Genomic DNA, 17,195 nt, shown 5'->3' on the forward strand with positions numbered 1-17,195 from the left:
AGCAGCTAACAGCTAACAGCTAACAGCGGAAGACTATCGACGCTTACCAAACCACTCAATAGCCAGGAACATCACTATGGCTGCCCCCATCAGTAGCAGTCCCGGCAGGAAGAAAGCAGGCTCCCCGGTCAGGGATTCATAGTTGAAAGGTGAAACGTTCATTTCCAGAAAAGGGACTTCTTCACCAGAGCTGTTCACACGGGTTTCCAGCGTCTGCTTCCAGGGCCAGACTTTGCCAAGAGCCCCCATCATCAAACCGGTTAACAGCGACAGGGCAAGGTCACGGTGCTTGCGTAATAACCAGGACAGAACGTGTGAAAAACTCAGCAGCCCGACCACGCAACCTGAGGCGAAAATAGTCAGAACCACCAAATCCAGTGTTTTTACGGCCTGTAAAACCGTAGCGTACAAACCCATCAGCAATAGCAGGAAACTGCCGGATATGCCCGGTAAAATCATGGCACAGATAGCGATCGAGCCGGCAAAAAACAACATCAGCGGTGTAGGGTCAAGACTGGCAGGCGTCAGGGTGCCAATCATATAAGCAGCCACCGCTGCCAGCACAAACAGTATTCCGCCCGTTATGCTGTACTGACTAACCTGCCGAACCATGTGTAAGCCGGACACAAGGATAAGTCCAAAGAAAAACGACCAGATCAGCACCGGAAACTCCGCCAGCAGATAGCTGATCAGGTGTGCAAAAGACAGAATACTGATCAGAATACCGCCGAATACACACACCAGAAAATTGCCGTCTACCTTTTTCCAGCAGGCACCGATACCTTCGTTTTTCAACAGCAACAGCAACGTCGGCGAGAAACTGCGCAGAGAATTCAGCAGACGGTCATAAATGCCGGTAATAAAGGCAATGGTGCCACCGGACACACCGGGAACCACATCCGCAGCCCCCATAGCCATGCCTCTGAGCACCAGCCCAAGAAAATCTGTTTTATCAGACATATTCCTATAGTCCTGAATAAGCAGGCGTCATGCCGCCTGGATTTAATGAGTTAAAATCTATGGTACTTCCGGACTGCTACCGAATAACGCCACTCAACATGGGAACAAATCGCACAAGTTCCAGCACTTCCTGACGAAAGGCCTGCCCACGGCGCACCACCAGCAACAGATCCTGATGGAAGTCACCCACTGGAATAACCAGACGTCCCCCGTCTTCAGACAACTGCTCCAGCAATTCGACAGGAACCTTACCCGGAGCAGCTGTCACCATAATGCCATCAAAAGGAGCCCGGCCCGGCCAGCCCATGGTGCCATCGCTCAGCATCAGGTGCGTATTGTACAGCGACAACCGCCGCAGCCGACTGCGTGCTTTTACCTGTAATGACTGAATCCGCTCCACCGAGTAAACCTGTTTCACAAGGTGAGCCAGTACAGCGGTCTGGTAGCCGGAACCCGTTCCTATCTCCAGCACCTTGTTCAACGCTCCTCCTGCCAGCAACGCTTCCGTCATCAAGGCAACAATATAGGGCTGAGATATGGTCTGGCTATGACCTATAGGCAGGGCGGTATCCTCATAGGCCCGCTGTGCCAGTGCCTCATCAACGAAAATATGGCGGGGCACCTCCCGCATGACTTCCAGAACGTCCGAAGAGGTAATTCCCTGCTGCGCCAGACGATTGATCAGCCGGTCACGAGTTCGGCGGGATGTCATTCCTATTCCCTTCAGTTCTGCATCCCTCATTCTTCAGCCTCCCAGCCAGTGCTGTACCTGAGTCAATGTTGCATGATCCGTCTGGTCATACTGCAACGGCGTCACTGATACATAACCTGTGGCAATAGCATGAAAATCCGTACCGGCTCCGGCATCCTGCTCTTTACCCACCGGTGGGATCCACCAGGCTTCACGCCCACGGGGATCAGCAACTTTTAATGGCGCGTCGGGTCGCTCACGATGACCCAGACGAGTCACCTTTATTCCTTTTATATCGTCATAAGAACGATTGGGTACATTGACATTCAGAACTGAACCGGTGGGCAGGTTGAGTTGATCCAGCTTCTGCACCAGTTCAGACACAACACGCCCCGCTGCGGCAAACCCTTCATCGCTGTCACCACACAGTGATACAGCAATCGCAGGTTTACGCATAAAGCGCCCTTCCAGCGCGGCTGCCACCGTACCGGAATAAAGTACATCGTCTCCCAGGTTAGCACCGTGATTGATACCAGAAACCACTATATCCGGCTCGATTGAAAGCAGGGCGTTTACAGCAAGATGTACACAGTCAACCGGAGTGCCATCAATAGCGTAGAAACCATTGTCCTGAAGACTAGGGCGCAGCGGGCGGTCCAGAGTCAAAGCACTACTGGTAGCCGAACAGTTACGATCCGGAGCGTATACCGAGCAATGGCCCAGCCCTTTCAAACTTTGATAAAGCGCAGACAGCCCCCTGGCTGTCACGCCATCGTCATTGCACAGCAGCAGGTTCAAACCGATCCCTCTCTTCGCACAGCAGCAGTTCTCTCAATACCGAAGTCGCAAAGCACCCTTTGGGTAGCATAAAGCTCAGTTGCAAGGTCAGGTCATCCTGCCACTCCCACTGCATTTGACCTGGAATCAGTCGTATGGCTCGCCGTTCCTGCTTCATACGGGCATCTTCCAGCCCGGATTTCAGAACCGCGTACGGTTCCAGTGCCGCCACTTCCAGCGCCTTGCATTCAGAGTCAGACAGGAGTTCGCCTTCCCCCCAGAGCGGAGCGGTCAAGACCACCTCACCCCGATGTATTCTCGCCATCAGTTCATCATTATGATCCCTGAGAATCAGACTGCCACTGTCCTGAAATCCAGGTACATCGCCCGTGATATAATTCAGCCAGTTATTCTGGTTGACCCGCTCAGAGACAATGCGGTTAAACAGCCAGGAGCGCGCGGCAGACAAATACATTGCGCGTTTATTCTTGTGCGCCCGGAACTCACCGGCAAACATTTTGATGGCGCGCTCCAGGTTTTCACCCCGTCGCCCAAAGCGCTGTTCGCCAAAATAGCTGGGAACACCTTTGACAGCAACGTTATCAAGCAACGTTTCAAGCTGTTCCCGGTCAGCATCGACATTTCTCAGGGTGATGATAAACCGGTTGCCTTTCAATGCACCGGTTTTCAGCTTACGGCGATGTCGGCTGACCTGCAGGATACGGATATTATCCTCCTGAAAATCACTCCAGCGAGGTTCTTCCATACCCGGCATCCAGACACTAAACCACTGCCGTGTAACGCCATGACGATCCTTGCGCCCGGCATAGCTCACCGACAGTCGTTTAACTTTGGCAAATCTGGCAAGCCTGCCGGCCACCCAATCCGTATTTTCACCCTGTTTTTCAACATAGACCAACAAATGCTCCCCTTCGCCATCTGGCTCAAAGGGCAACTGTTCCTCAACAATAAAATCTTCAGGCTGTTCTTTAAACAGCGCTTTACCAGCAGGGCCACCCCATGCATACGCCCAGTCCATGGGATAGGAAAGATCATTCATTACATCGTCACTTTAAAATAATCACTTCAGGCAGCGTTTCATTCAGCGTTTCATTCAGCAGAGCACTTTATTCAACAGAATGAGGGCTTATCAGAACAACGGCATGGACGGCTATACCTTCCTTACGACCGGTATAGCCCAGTTTTTCGGTGGTGGTCGCCTTGACGTTGACACAATCTCGCGCGACACCCATATCTTCAGCCAGATGGCGGCACATGGTTTCGATATGCGGAGCCATCTTTGGTGCCTGAGCCACAATCGTAGAGTCCAGATTAACAACAGCAAACCCTTTCTCTACCAGCAGGCTGACGACATGACGCAATAACTTACGACTGTCGATGCCTTTATAAAGCGGGTCGGTATCCGGAAAATGCTGACCAATATCACCCAGGGCAGCCGCCCCCAGAAGGGCATCGGATACTGCGTGCAGCAGTACATCACCATCTGAGTGTGCCAGCAGTCGCCGGGGGCTGGGAATCTTGACGCCACCCAGAATTATATGATCACCGCCGCCTGTCTCGGCAAAACGGTGAACGTCAAAACCGTGTCCTATTCGCATCAGACTGTCTCTATCAGTTTCGCTTGTTGTTGCAGGTACAATGAGGCCAGCGCCAGGTCTGAGGCTCTGGTGACTTTAATATTATCGCCATGACCTTCGACCATGCGCGGTTTATGACCGGCAAATTCCATGGCGCTGGCTTCATCGGTAATGTTAACGCCTGCTTCCATAGCCTTGCTCAGCCCGTCGATCAGGGGTTTCAGGCGGAACATCTGAGGGGTTAAAGCGTGCCAGAGGTTTTCACGATCAACGGTTCCTGAGATGACGCCATCTTCATTAGAACGCTTCATGGTATCCCTGACCGGCATCCCCAGCAAACCACCAATAGGGTCACCTTCAAGGGATTTCACCAGCCAGTCCAGGTCCGACTGCCGAATACACGGCCGCGCGACATCGTGAATCAGCACCCAGTCGGTATCTTCAGCCAGTTCATCCAGTACCGCCAGCCCGTTCACCACCGAGTGATAACGCTCTCTACCCCCTTTTGCCAGAATGATACGGGGGTCACGCAGCAGCGCGACATCCGGATAATATTCATCATCCCCCCCTAATACCACGACCAGCTTTTCCAGCAACGGAAAGTCCAGCAGCCGTTGTAAGGTATGTTCCATCAGGGTTTTACCCTGAATTTCAAGATACTGCTTAGGCATATCCGCATTCATGCGGCGCCCTACGCCAGCTGCGGGTACGACAGCCCAGTACTTATCACGGAGCGTTTCACGAGAACGAGTCATTGCGGTACTCACTATTAATCCACCGGATATTCCGCCAGACGACTGATGGCTGCATGGCAGCACAGGAAGTTAATCATAGATAAGGTAGAAGGTTTCGTCCTTGCGAACCATGCCCAGATCGACCCGGGCCTGCTCTTCAACGATTTCCAGCCCATTCTGCAGCTCAACCACTTCCGCAGCCAGTGAGCGGTTGCGCCGGTAGAGACGCTCATTTTCACTCTGCTGACGCTCAATCTGCTCACGGGTATTCAGCAGTTCACTGATACTGCCTTCGCCAAACCAGAGTTGAGTTTGAAAAAAAATAAATGTAAGGGTTAGAACTGAAATGACCAGCCTGCGCATGTGAAAATCCCTGATATGCAGCCTGCCAGTTTAACAAATCACCCGCTTATGTTAAAAGCCCTGGTCTTCTCCAATATGAAATGAGCCTGAAGACACTGGCTGGCATCTAATCAGGTTCATTTTAGGATTGGTAAATACTTTTATGTTTTGGATCAGAGAATAAAACCAGAATTTTCCGGTGCATCCCCATAGAGCTGACTTTGCAGCTGTTGAAGCAACTTATGCAGGGAGTGGTCGAGGTAGGTTGAGAATTTCTCTTTGCCCAGCGTACGATCGTAGACGTCTGTCGGTATAAACCGTTTCATTTCTGCCTGTAGCCTGCCTTCAGCCAAAATGCCCGACAAAGAGGCGATTCTTTGAGCAAGCACCTGTTCGAAGTTAGTCAGCCGGTAGTCAGCCAGCTTTTTTTTGACCAGTTCCGGGTCGAGGGTTGCTCCCTGCTGTTGCAGCCAGGTCAGGTCCCAGATATCCCGGTATCGTATATATCGTTGTGTAGCTGGCAGGGAAACCAGCTTGTCAGCCATGATTTCGTTCAGGGTTTCAACATATATCAATGTATCTTCATAGCCATCGGGCAAAAAATCGTAATTGTTCAATAGCGGCAGGGCGTGCCGGGTATGGGCCGGTACATTGGTCACTTCAATTTTGATTTTTTGTTTTGGTATATCCTTTCGCTGTGGCGCTGTAACAATGGATATTTGCCACTTGTCTATTTTCAGCTCTGCGTACTCTGGCTCCTTCTTCAGTTGACGGGGCTCTTTAACAGACGCTTCCAGTCCGTATCGCTTACCGATGTACTCCTCGATACATTGTTTCATGGTCGTCAATTTTTTTGACGAAAAATGATAACCTCCAGCAAAATCAAGATCTTCACTGAATCGGTTGCCTCCGTAACACAACCTCAGTGAAGTACCTCCCTGAAACACCAGTTCGTCAAGAAGGCCTGCCTGCTCCAGAGAAAAAAGAATGTCGTAGTGCAATAACTCTTTTTCGATAACAGGACGCATACTGGCAACCTGACTACCTGTTAAGGCCCGCTCAACCAGATAGTTAAAATCTGCCGGATCAATCTTCATCAATAGCCTGCTCATTAACAAGGTGTGTATTTCTGCCAACCCGTTTCAAGTCTCGCCAGGCAGCTTCTTTCGTGGCCAGACGCAAAGGACGTCCGACGCTTTTAATACTGTTGATGATCTCAGCAGCCGAGCGCTTTGTATGTGTAAACTCAATGGTTCCGAATGGCGTTTTATACTCCCCCTTACGCCCGGTGGTCATAACGGTCAGACGATCTATTGGAATCTGGGAGATAACACCATATTCGGCTAATGCAGATTCAAGGCTGAGGTAGCTGTACTCCCCTCTACGCATTGTTTTTGCAATAAGCTCCAGGGTGTCATTGCCTTTCTGCCTTGACAGGGCAAACACGTAAATGCCTTTAATGGCACGAATAAGAAAGCCCTGTTTAATCAGCCGGTTCAACCCGGCCTGTAATGTTTTTCCGGTATCTTCCGCAAAGACCTTGCCGATATCCCGGAGCGTAAAAACATATCGACCCTGCCTGTCGAGTTCATTCAGCCGTTTGATAGCTATAGATTGATTCATGCTCTTTATGTAGACACATAACTAATAAATTATTAGATAATACGTATATATAGTAGCACCTACATTAAGTAGACACAAAAACACCAAATTAGTAGTTTCATGTCTATTTAATACTGCTAGTGGAGGCTTCTATGTAAGTCCGGTCGTTATAGACTGGCAGCAGCCTGTGAAGTCGGAAAGAAGCCTCGCCTGACAAGGCGGGGAGTGTCACATGAGAACCAGCTATGTGACTGGAGTTGTAACTCAGAAATATTTGTCTTCATAGAGTGGAGTGCTTATAACGGACAAAAATCAGCACCATGATCTGGCGGCTTGAATCACCTTGTGATTCCGGATTAACCGACTACTGTTACCGTCATGATTGATTCAAACCAAAGAATAATGCTTGTTCTGAATGCCTGTTGCTTCCTTTTTTTCGCCCCCTCTCTGATGGCAAAAGAAGATGGCTCTCTTTTGGATAACTGGCTTATTGATCACCAGCTCCGCCCTGTTGTCTATGGCAGTGGTACTAAAGGAAGGTTGAATCTGGCAAAACAGCTGCTATCCACTATTGACTGCACCGCTGATATTGAAACAGATGAAAAACTGGCTGACTGCCTGAGTTCAGTTCCGACACTGATAAGATTTCTTTCGGTCGAAAACGGCAGGATAAAAAATCTGCCCGTGGCTGATAGCAGTCATAGTCAGCAGATTATTGCAGTGAGGGCAAAAGGCATGCGCCCATCAGGCGAGGCTGTATGGTTTACACTGATCAGCGCATTAGAATCAGGCGTTGTCAGGCAATACACGCCCCCTGACAAAAACACTGAAAGGCCATTTGTAGCATTCGTACCAACAGAGACCAGGGGTATAACCAGGCCGGCGCAGCATTGGGCTATCCATGGCGCTTACTATTTTTTCAATCTTGTTCTGGGCTCATGGAACCATGATACCTGGCTATACATGCCGAGCCTCCCTTATGACCAGCCGGCGCTGGCTATCACCATTGATGACGCGCCCAGCGTTTATACCTCTCTGATACTGGAGGCTCTCGCAAAACACAGAGTGAAAGCAACATTTTTCCTGATAGGCTCAAACATTCTTGTTCACCCTGAATATACCCGGATGATTCTGGCGTCGGGTCACGAAATAGCACATCACATGTATGACTATGATCCTGTCACACGACGGACTCTAAGTGCTTTTATTAATGAGTTTCAATCTACGCAAACGCTTATGCTGGATGCGATGACCCAGTCACAATCTGAGCTCAGGAAAAATGAGCAGAATGTGGTCAAGGGCTCACCTTTGTGGTTTCGCCCACCCTCTGGTCTGGATGCGAGCTTCATGCGTCGCTATATAAAAAGAGCCGGTTATGAAAGTGTCATTGGTAATCTTGGGCTGGTCGACGCAAAATCAGTATGGCCTTTTCATGGACTATTTACGTCTTTCTTTAAGTGGCAGCTTCATCATTTATCCGGTGGGGATATCAGCGTTTATCATGATTCAGGGGATTATCGTCCCAGTTACTGGCTCAGCCATAACACGGCAACCAGAGCGCAAAGAACCGTTCAGGTTCTGGAGGCTCTGGACAGCCTGCCCGAGACTGCCATTACCCTGACATTGTCAGATTTAAAGTATCTGAACGATATTACCAGGGCTCACGGGCGTCCGGCAGGCCACCATATTAATGTCATCAATGATGAGCATCATACAGAGGCATTTGAACAGCATTTTCAGGAGCTGAGACAGCAGGGAATAACGCAATTTGGCGAACCGTTTTCCCGCATGATGGATGATAACAATATTGAGAATATCTATGTCGTTACAGGTGGTGATTCGCCTGACTATTACAAGCTCGAAAAAGCTGATAATAATTATATATGGCCATTCAGCCAACTAAATCAGCAACAGTTCAATGCCGAGACAAGGGAAGGCTCCCGTTTCTTTATCCTGTTCAGAACACCAGACCGATACATTGGCGGCAGAGTGATAGCCAGAACCAAACTGCCGTGGTATTACATGTTTGAGCGTAGCGGGTCGAGGCAGCGTCGATCAGAAGCCGGTTTTGCGCAAAAATGGTTTTTACCGGTGGTTTTCTTGTGTGCGGCGTTCCATCAGGAAGCAGGTGATGCGTGCCGCCCCCTATCACAGAGCCCCTGAGTCCCTCTTCACGAAAATAATGCTTCATCAGCACTTACAGTCCACTTCCTGATGAATACCGCACACAAGCTGGAAACCTGTGCTACCTTTCGTTTTCTAAATTTTTCATTAGCTGGTGCATGAATAGAAAAAATGAAAATAATGTTATTCTTTACTTTTCGAAATAATTTACTCGCTCGTGTTATCTTTCTTTGGGCGATGATCGCCTGTGCATTTCCCTCTTATGGACACTCAGGATCACAACTACTTCCGTTCACCTTTGCCCCTGATTTTCTGATACCCGGTGCTTTCACTAAACTTCCGGACGGCTTTGCCCTGAACAACATTTTGGAAACCACCCAAAAAGAAGCCGTTAAACAACCACACGTGAATCCTTACTCTTTCTTAAACAAAATCAACATAACGGTTTTAGCGTTGGGTGAAACAGAGTTTGTCCTGAATATTTCAGACGGAGAATGGAATCAGACATCACTGGGGAAGCTCAACGGTCAGTGTACGATTGGTACTGAAAATCAGATTCATTGCAAAAGCGGAACAGGCAAATCTCTCAGGCTTGATTTTACTATCAACCTGGAAAGTGTATTTACAGTGCAGCTATCACAGGGAGGCGGTTTAACATTACTTCCATCAACTATTCCGGACCACGGGGGAAGTGATGAGACATGGTTAAAAACTATTAACACAGACAGAATACTTAGATACCTGCAAGATCAGCGAATGCAGTCCATAAAAATACAAGAAAACGCTAAAAAATGGAAAGAACAGGTTCATACCAAAAAAACTGAAATACAAAAAAAACAGGAAGAACTAAAAAAAGAATTACAGCGTATAAAGCTTCTTAATGGTGAAGCTTTATTTATACAAGGAGCCAAACAAGACCAAGACCCTGATCATCATGCTACATCTGTAAAAATAAGAATAACGAAAACAAGTCAGGAAACGTTTGAACTGGATTTGAGCAGCCAGTATCACGGAGAGTTACCTCCGGGAATACAATTAATACCATTAGATGATAGTCGCTATACAGGTGGTGGTAATGAGCCTCAAACCAAACAGGATCAAAAAGCACCTGCGCCACCAGGTAAGAAAGGATCGGGTAGTACTGCCTCATCAACTACTCAGGGAAGCAGCTCAACGTCTACTACTGTTTCAGCAACGGGCTCCGGAAATGGTCAGCGCTATGCCAGGCATCTGGGAAGGTTGAAAGCGATTCGGAAAGCAGTTAACGAGTCTTTAAAAGTCAAGGATCAGAAGAATAATATCGACGAGTTCTTTATGGTGCTAAAAAGCCTGTACAAAACATATCCCGGCATTTTGAAGGAAAGAGGCTCATTAATAGATCCCCAGACACGATCAAAGGGCATTTTTACATTGCTTAAGCGCCACTTTCCTGAGGCGGTAAAAAAAGGTGACATTACTCATGTTTTTCTTGATTACTCCAGTTTTGAGCAATTACCAGAAAAAACGCTGAGAAAGCTTGCAAAGAAAGCATTTCCCACACGTGAGTTCCCCCGGGACTTGCCAAATAAAGAATTAGTCAAACTGCTTATAGAGGCCAAAAATGACGATAAAAAACATGGTTTAATCCATTTCGCTCTTGGTCATCCCCAGTGTCTTTACGGGCTGGTTGAGTTCTTTATATCCCAAATCTCACTGATGGGTGTAGAAGCCCCTAAATTATATGTTTTTCAGGATCAAACCGGACACGTCAGCGTTTTCTCTTTACGAAAAAACACTGCTGGCCATTATCGCATTATGATTGCAGACAGTTTAACTGTGTTTGAAGAGAGTGATCAGATGCACAATTACAACTTTTCGGCGCTGGCAGAATTTATCAGCACGACTCTGTTGATTGCGTTAAAGCATGAGAACATTAAAGGCTCCCGTTTTTTCTTTCTCCCGAGCCGTCAGGTTGATAACTATACCTGTTCATCATTTATGCTGCACGACCTGGAAACACTGATGGAGTCTCCCATGTTGGCCAAGAATGGCTATCATGTGACTAATCCAACTACCAATGTGGAATTGATTCATCAGTATTTCAGTATCTTCGCAGAGGTTGCAGAGCAACCGAAGCCACTGCGGATCAATGGAGAGGAGAGAGATATCAATCAGGCACTGAAAGGCCCTGGCGTTAACCTGGATGATCTTCGAATGACTTTTATTGACCTGGTTTTCACGGCGGGCTTAGCGGACAATCTTCTGCCACCTGAGCTGGTTCAGTTTTATCGACTGCGGCGTTTTCCTCAAAGATTTCTTTACCTGACCCAGGGCAGGCAGTATCTGAACCAGATGCTTAAGGGTTTTGATTGCTCAGCCCAGCAGGAGGTAAACACTCAGGTTGACAGCACTCGTGGAAGGTTGTCCACCAGTGATGGAGTTTACCACAGCGATGCAAACCTGGCTGCTGCCTTGTTGTGGATGAAAATGAATATTGAACTGGTAGAAGGCGCTGACGTCGGCCCGTAATTTTCTCTTCCAGATTAACAGGAAACCAACATGCAAAAAGGGAGGCAGGTTCTACCTCAGATTATGCACGCTTGAATTCAGCCAGACCATAGTAAGGCGCCTTTTCACCCGGGGCTTCTTCGATGCGCAGCAGCTGGTTACAATTTTAGGGAAGCAGCAGAACATAATATACCGCTGTTGGCTGTTGGCTTTTGGCTTTTGGCTTTTGGCGGTTGGCTGTATGAGCAGCTAATAGCCAACAGCCAAAAGCCCGGTAAGTTATTGAATGCTGCGCCCCTTAGATGAGAACCAGCTATGTGACCGGAGTTGTAACTAAGAAATATTTGTTTCCATGCAGAGCGATGACCGATGCCCAAACAGGTTCCAATGAAACAGAAGAGTCCTCTGCTTCTGACGTTATTGATAAAGAAATTAACTAAAGCTGCTGCTATCAGACTTGTCTTAATTCTGATGATTTTGCTTCACAGATGAATTTTCTTTAGCTTTAAAGTATTCTGAAAAGCAAAGATTACAAACGACAGTTCCAGCGGGTCTCAAGGAACTAATTATACACATTTCATCATAACACGGCTGACAGACTTTATGGCCGCAACTCAGCACCGTATAGTTAACGGCTTTGCAATACTCACAACAGTTAGCCTCAACAGATCCTTCATCATTATTGCCTTGCTTCTCTAATGTCCCTCTTAACGGGCACTTCCCTGTGTTTTTATTTCCTGAAGCTCCGTCGAAAGTCATAAAGTGCGTATATCTTTCATTATCCACTTTCTCGAGACAAATCCAACAAAAAGAAGTATGACAGTGTGAACAAAAGACTTTATTGCAACCTCCGTCTTTGTTTATAATGCTTTTGCATGTCGGGCAACACTTGAATTTATTAATCTTCTTTTTTATCAATCGTGTAGTTAATTCTTCAGCCCGTTCAGCCCGTTCAACCAGTCCGCCCTGTTCTTTATTCATTGAGGCCTGAAAGCCAGAGCAGAAAAAACCCTCATGATAAGGCGTCACCTTGCATGATACACAAGCGGTACTTTTACATTCAGGGCAGGTTAACCTTCCTGCTGTTGGGTTTTCACCAAGATCAACGATGTTATCGCACAAAGGATTTAGGCATTGAAAAAGATTTTTACTTTTTAATACAGTACTTTTTAGCATCAGCTTGTTTATTTTTTTGAGGTTGTCATTACCGCCAATAAAACGAATTATGTGCTCCTGAAAAACCTGATCACAGCCATCTGCCGGGCAAACGATACCATTTTGTGAAAGGCTTGTATCACCTGCTGAAATATCAATAAAATTTTGCATGCATGGTGTGCATATCTGATGTCCCCTGCATGATTCTTCACCGGAAAAATTAAAAGTTACGTCTTCATCTGAAAAGCAAACAGTACAAAGGCTATCCGCCTGATCAACAATCGTGCTGTAAAATATTTCTTCATTTCGTTTGTTATCATATTGGATAGATGTCATGTCATCGATGTTGTTTTCTTCACTACTGATTCTGAAAGATAAATTAGAAAGTGTTCTCTCTAATTGAAAAGGAACTTTTTCGTCTTTGTTTTTTATTGCTGTCAGTTTCCTGTAATTAATATCATGCTTTGAACAGTACTCCTTTATAAAGGTGATCATTTTTTTATTATTGTGTTTAAATGCAGAATGCAGAGCGGTGTCGCCGGAAAGCTTACTATGTTGACAAAAGAGTAAATTTTTTCCGTATTCCTGAAGTACAGCCTTTGCTATTTCATGGTCTCCCTCTTCAATAAGTTCAATAAAAACATCAACAACCTCCTGCGTTATTGTTTCATGATGGATGGTATCGGTATTTTTATGTTGACTGCTTATTCTATCAGCACTTGATTTTTTATCAGTATTTTTTTCTGCATTTTCAGTAGTGGCTTTTGGTGAATGTTCCGTGTAATGATCGTTATTAAGTTCACTTTTTTTAGTTGGCAAGGTACGATGCTTTTTATCTGATTTATCCTCATCATCCATATCTGTTAATTCTTGAGTGCCTTGATTTTTTTTAATAGGTTTTTGCAGCACAACTTTTTGATAATAATCTCTGTGTGAGCCACGAACAAAATCAAGGCCACCGTTGATTTCAAAATCAATACTTAACTCGTAGAAAAGTGATTTCATCCATCTGTAATTTTGTACTGTAGTATAAAGAATCGTGCCGTCAGGAAAGTAAACGGTGACCATCATGACGCCTTCCGGGCTTTTACTATGGATTACTGAAATCAATTCTAGTGATTGCTTCACTCTGATTCGTTCTGTACTTTTCCAGAGAAATGTATTACCACAGGAGAAAGGCAGATTCAGGTCATCATTGCTGCTTTCGTTTAACCATGTTGGGCAGAGATCGTTAATGGTGTATATTTCTTTTGCTTCGTCATGATCGGAAAAAACCATTGCCGTGTAGTGACGCTGATTGCCATCGAATGATGTGTTTTCATCATAGGTTCTATTGAAAAGCGCGAACCTCATCTCCGGATCAGGCACTCTATCAGTCTGCCCGTCCGCGTACACTGGTGGATCGTAATAAGGATCACCATCCATTGCAGTATGAGCCTTTTCGACGTAATAGTTGGCGGTCAGTTCTGACGAAAGTAAATTCTTTACAGTGCGAACCATGAGGTGATCATTACTTAAGCTTCTACTAATGGGTAAGGCGTTAATTGTTGGATCTATAGGGTCTTTGATAATAAGGAACCAGCGTTTACTATGTGTCTTATATTGTTTAGTTTCAAAACTCTGGGAAATATCGGGCAAAGTGATGGACTTCCTATATAAAACAGAAAGTACAGTGAATGAACTGATCAGAGAGCTACGGCTTAGTGTGTAATCCGCAAAGGCTCGCTTTGACAAAAGAGGCTGAAGAAGGATAGCGATTAAGCAACAATAGATCAGGCTTAGCGGCCTAAACATATACGCCACCCTACAAGAACACTTAACCGGCAGACAGTTCTTAAATAAAAGTTGTATTAAAAGGCAAGCTCTCATTAGCACGGAAATTCTACTGAATGGTTATAAAATATATGAAAGCCTTACAAATCTAGCCGAAAGCGTGGCGAGTGCAAAAAAACAGGTGTCAGAAAATAAAAAGGAGGCACGATGCCTCCTTTTTTTATGGGGTTAACCCGGAATCAAGCCGCCATATTATGCACGCTTGAATTCAGCCAGGCCACGGTAAGGCGCCTTTTCACCCAGGGCTTCTTCGATGCGCAGCAGCTGGTTGTACTTGGATACACGGTCAGAGCGGCACAGGGAACCGGTCTTGATCTGGCCAGCCGCAGTACCTACTGCCAGGTCAGCGATGGTAGCGTCTTCGGTTTCACCGGAACGGTGAGAGATAACGGCAGTGTAACCAGCGTCCTTAGCCATCTTGATCGCTTCCAGAGTTTCGGTCAGAGAACCGATCTGGTTGAACTTGATCAGGATAGAGTTAGCGATACCTTTATCGATACCTTCTTTCAGGATTTTGGTATTGGTTACAAACAGGTCGTCACCAACGATCTGGATCTTGTCGCCCAGGATGTCAGTCTGGTACTTGAAACCGTCCCAGTCAGACTCGTCCAGACCATCTTCGATAGAGATGATTGGGTACTCTTCACACAGCTTGGCCAGGTAGTCAGAGAATTCGTTGGAGGAGAAGATCTTACCTTCGCCCTTCATGTTGTACTGACCGTCAACGTAGAATTCAGAAGCCGCGCAGTCCATCGCCAGAGTGATGTCAGAACCCAGCTTGTAGCCAGCGGCTTCAACCGCTTCCTTAATCACTGCCAGAGCGTCAGCGTTGGAAGCCAGGTTTGGCGCAAAGCCACCTTCGTCACCTACCGCAGTGTTCAGGCCTTTCGCAGACAGTACTTTCTTCAGAGCGTGGAATACTTCAGCGCCCATGCGCAGACCTTCAGAGAAAGTCTTGGCAGAAACAGGCTGAATCATGAATTCCTGGATATCTACGTTGTTATCAGCGTGCTCACCACCGTTCAGGATGTTCATCATCGGAACCGGCATGGTGAACTGACCGGAAGTGCCGTTCAGGTCAGCGATATGCTGGTACAGAGGAATATTTTTGGAAGTCGCAGCCGCTTTGGCGGCCGCCAGGGAAACGGCCAGAATAGCATTGGCACCCAGCACTTCCTTGTTGTCAGTACCGTCCAGCTCGATCATGGTCAGGTCCAGACCTTTCTGATCCAGGGCGTCGCGACCCAGCAGGGCTTCACGGATAGGGCCGTTGACGTTGGCAACCGCCTTCAGAACGCCCTTGCCCAGGTAGCGGGACTTGTCGCCGTCACGCAGTTCCAGAGCTTCGCGGGAACCAGTGGACGCACCGGAAGGAGCCGCCGCACGACCCATAGCACCGGATTCCAGAGTAACGTCAACCTCAACAGTTGGGTTACCGCGGGAGTCCATGATCTCGCGACCTTTGATTTCAACAATCTTAGACATGGTATTTACTCTCAGCATCTTCTCATTGAAGAGAAACGTAAGGGGAACTAAACGAAGCCGGGAATACTATCTGATTCCCTGACCGGAAGTACCGAACCAGTAATGGATATTTCGCCACATCGTACTAAGCGTTGACGCAGGTCAACCAGCACAGCTGCGTGACAGCAAGCCCTTTATCAGCCCGCACACCCATTCGACGACGCAACTATACCAATTCCCGAGCGGTTATCAACTATTGCAAGATCGGACATTTCAACAGTCAGGAACGCACACCTGAGCACAGCAAATATCACAAAGATAGAAGAAATGCCTGAGAAAAACAGATAGCGGATATCAGAGAAACTGACAGGCCAGCGTTTTTTTCTGCGCCGTTACCTTCCCTTCACCTCACCCCTTTTAATCTATCCGCATTGTTAACCAATGGTGAGATTGGAGAAATATGCCTGACGCGATTCATCAGCAAACTATTGATCAGAAAACGAGCTGCCAGAAAAACGGGCACAAATGGATAGCTGCCGGTAGTCTTCTAACTGTCGTGCTGTCAATACTGTATGTGTTCAGTAATTCATCCGGAAATGAACTACCACCGTCGCCTTCAACGACAGAAAACAGGGCGCTGGTTTCTATTGTCAGCGCTAAGCCTGACACCTACCGCTCAGTGATCGAAAGCCGGGGCGAGGTGCTACCCCTGTGGCAGACTCGCCTGAAGGCAGAGGTCAATGGTCAGATCATCCACTTGTCGGAACAGCTCAGACAAGGTGTGCCCCTGACCAAAGGTGACACTTTGATCACTCTGGAAAACAGCTATTATCAAACCCAGCTGGCCCGTGCCACCAGCCAGCTGGCCACCGCCAGAGTTAACCTCACGAAAGCTGAGAAAAAAGCTCGACAATCTCCCGTAGACTGGAAGCGAACCGGCATCAGCAAACAACCCGACGAGCTGGTACTGCATATCCCCCAGTTAAAAGCAGCCAAAGCCGCGTTCAAAGCCGCCGAAGCCGAAGTGCAACGCAGTCAGGTGCAGTTACAGCAAACCGTCATCACCATGCCCTACAACGGTGTGGTGATTGACCGAAAAGTCAGTCTTGGTGACGCCGTACAACAGGGCGATGAACTGGCCGTAATATATGGCCTGGAAAAGGCCATTATCCCGGTAGCCCTTGACCAACAGCAATGGCAACAAATGCCGGAACAGTGGCAGGGGAAAATCGCCACCCTTAGCGACCCTTTTGCCGGTCAGACCTGGTCGGCCCGAATGGTGCGCAGCAGCATTACCTTTAACCGGCAGACACGGTTGCGAACCGTTTTTCTTGAGGTAGATCAGCCTCTGGCACTGACACCCGCCCTGATGCCCGGCCGGTATCTGTCAGTACAGATTGAAGGCAAAGGGTAGGATGGCATTCTGCG

At 47.4% G+C, this 17,195-nt stretch carries 14 protein-coding genes; 3 read left to right on the forward strand and 11 right to left on the reverse strand.

The window, feature by feature from the left end; translation table 11 throughout:
* Positions 1-33 precede the first annotated feature (33 nt).
* The 9 genes from NX720_RS25525 to abiEi all read right to left on the reverse strand — a co-directional run bounded on the left by NX720_RS25525 (position 34) and on the right by abiEi (position 6,725).
* Positions 34-960: a DUF368 domain-containing protein gene (locus NX720_RS25525; RefSeq protein ID WP_262598424.1), complete on the reverse strand. Its 927-nt coding sequence runs from the start codon at positions 958-960 to the stop codon at positions 34-36.
* Between the two features lie 76 nt (positions 961-1,036).
* Entirely contained in the window at positions 1,037-1,672 is a 636-nt protein-coding gene (locus NX720_RS25530) for a protein-L-isoaspartate(D-aspartate) O-methyltransferase (protein WP_449757774.1), read from the reverse strand.
* A gap of 33 nt (positions 1,673-1,705) precedes the next feature.
* Positions 1,706-2,449, reverse strand: a complete 744-nt coding sequence (gene surE / locus NX720_RS25535; RefSeq protein WP_262598426.1) for a 5'/3'-nucleotidase SurE — start codon at positions 2,447-2,449, stop codon at positions 1,706-1,708.
* Positions 2,427-3,488 (reverse strand): tRNA pseudouridine(13) synthase TruD, encoded by a 1,062-nt coding sequence (gene truD / locus NX720_RS25540; protein ID WP_262598427.1) that lies wholly within the window; start codon positions 3,486-3,488, stop codon positions 2,427-2,429. The genes surE and truD overlap by 23 nt, the downstream gene beginning before the upstream one ends.
* A gap of 67 nt (positions 3,489-3,555) precedes the next feature.
* The gene (ispF, locus tag NX720_RS25545) at positions 3,556-4,047 is read right to left on the reverse strand and encodes a 2-C-methyl-D-erythritol 2,4-cyclodiphosphate synthase (protein ID WP_318654074.1); all 492 of its coding nucleotides are present in this window, start codon (positions 4,045-4,047) and stop codon (positions 3,556-3,558) included.
* On the reverse strand, positions 4,047-4,781 hold the full coding sequence (gene ispD, locus NX720_RS25550) for a 2-C-methyl-D-erythritol 4-phosphate cytidylyltransferase (protein WP_262598428.1): 735 nt from the start codon (positions 4,779-4,781) through the stop codon (positions 4,047-4,049). Before ispD ends, ispF begins: the two co-directional genes overlap by 1 nt.
* Before the next feature lie 69 nt (positions 4,782-4,850).
* On the reverse strand, positions 4,851-5,123 hold the full coding sequence (locus tag NX720_RS25555; protein ID WP_262598429.1) for a septum formation initiator family protein: 273 nt from the start codon (positions 5,121-5,123) through the stop codon (positions 4,851-4,853).
* A gap of 152 nt (positions 5,124-5,275) precedes the next feature.
* Complete coding sequence (locus tag NX720_RS25560) at positions 5,276-6,214, reverse strand: nucleotidyl transferase AbiEii/AbiGii toxin family protein (protein WP_262598430.1); 939 nt, start codon at positions 6,212-6,214, stop codon at positions 5,276-5,278.
* Positions 6,189-6,725, reverse strand: a complete 537-nt coding sequence (abiEi, locus tag NX720_RS25565) for a type IV toxin-antitoxin system AbiEi family antitoxin (RefSeq protein ID WP_262598431.1) — start codon at positions 6,723-6,725, stop codon at positions 6,189-6,191. Before abiEi ends, NX720_RS25560 begins: the two co-directional genes overlap by 26 nt.
* Before the next feature lie 357 nt (positions 6,726-7,082).
* Here abiEi and NX720_RS25570 point away from each other — a divergent pair, with 357 nt between their 5' ends.
* Together NX720_RS25570 and NX720_RS25575 are read left to right on the forward strand one after the other, a co-directional pair.
* Positions 7,083-8,867 carry a polysaccharide deacetylase family protein gene (locus NX720_RS25570; RefSeq protein WP_262598432.1) on the forward strand — a complete coding sequence of 595 codons (1,785 nt, stop codon included), beginning with the start codon at positions 7,083-7,085 and terminating at the stop codon, positions 8,865-8,867.
* Between the two features lie 132 nt (positions 8,868-8,999).
* Positions 9,000-11,336, forward strand: coding sequence for an OmpH family outer membrane protein (locus NX720_RS25575; protein ID WP_262598433.1), 2,337 nt, complete (start codon positions 9,000-9,002; stop codon positions 11,334-11,336).
* 441 nt (positions 11,337-11,777) lie between these two features.
* Here the strand turns inward: NX720_RS25575 and NX720_RS25580 are convergent, their stop codons facing one another.
* Positions 11,778-14,264: a BRcat and Rcat domain-containing protein gene (locus tag NX720_RS25580; protein ID WP_262598434.1), complete on the reverse strand. Its 2,487-nt coding sequence runs from the start codon at positions 14,262-14,264 to the stop codon at positions 11,778-11,780.
* Positions 14,265-14,495: 231 nt separating this feature from the next.
* Positions 14,496-15,788 carry a phosphopyruvate hydratase gene (gene eno, locus NX720_RS25585; protein ID WP_262598435.1) on the reverse strand — a complete coding sequence of 431 codons (1,293 nt, stop codon included), beginning with the start codon at positions 15,786-15,788 and terminating at the stop codon, positions 14,496-14,498.
* Between the two features lie 439 nt (positions 15,789-16,227).
* Between eno and NX720_RS25590 the strand changes: the two genes are divergently transcribed.
* The gene (locus tag NX720_RS25590; RefSeq protein WP_262598437.1) at positions 16,228-17,181 is read left to right on the forward strand and encodes an efflux RND transporter periplasmic adaptor subunit; all 954 of its coding nucleotides are present in this window, start codon (positions 16,228-16,230) and stop codon (positions 17,179-17,181) included.
* The last annotated feature ends 14 nt before the right edge of the window (positions 17,182-17,195 follow it).

The sequence above is a fragment of the Endozoicomonas euniceicola genome, from assembly GCF_025562755.1.
GTDB classification, from domain to species: domain Bacteria; phylum Pseudomonadota; class Gammaproteobacteria; order Pseudomonadales; family Endozoicomonadaceae; genus Endozoicomonas_A; species Endozoicomonas_A euniceicola.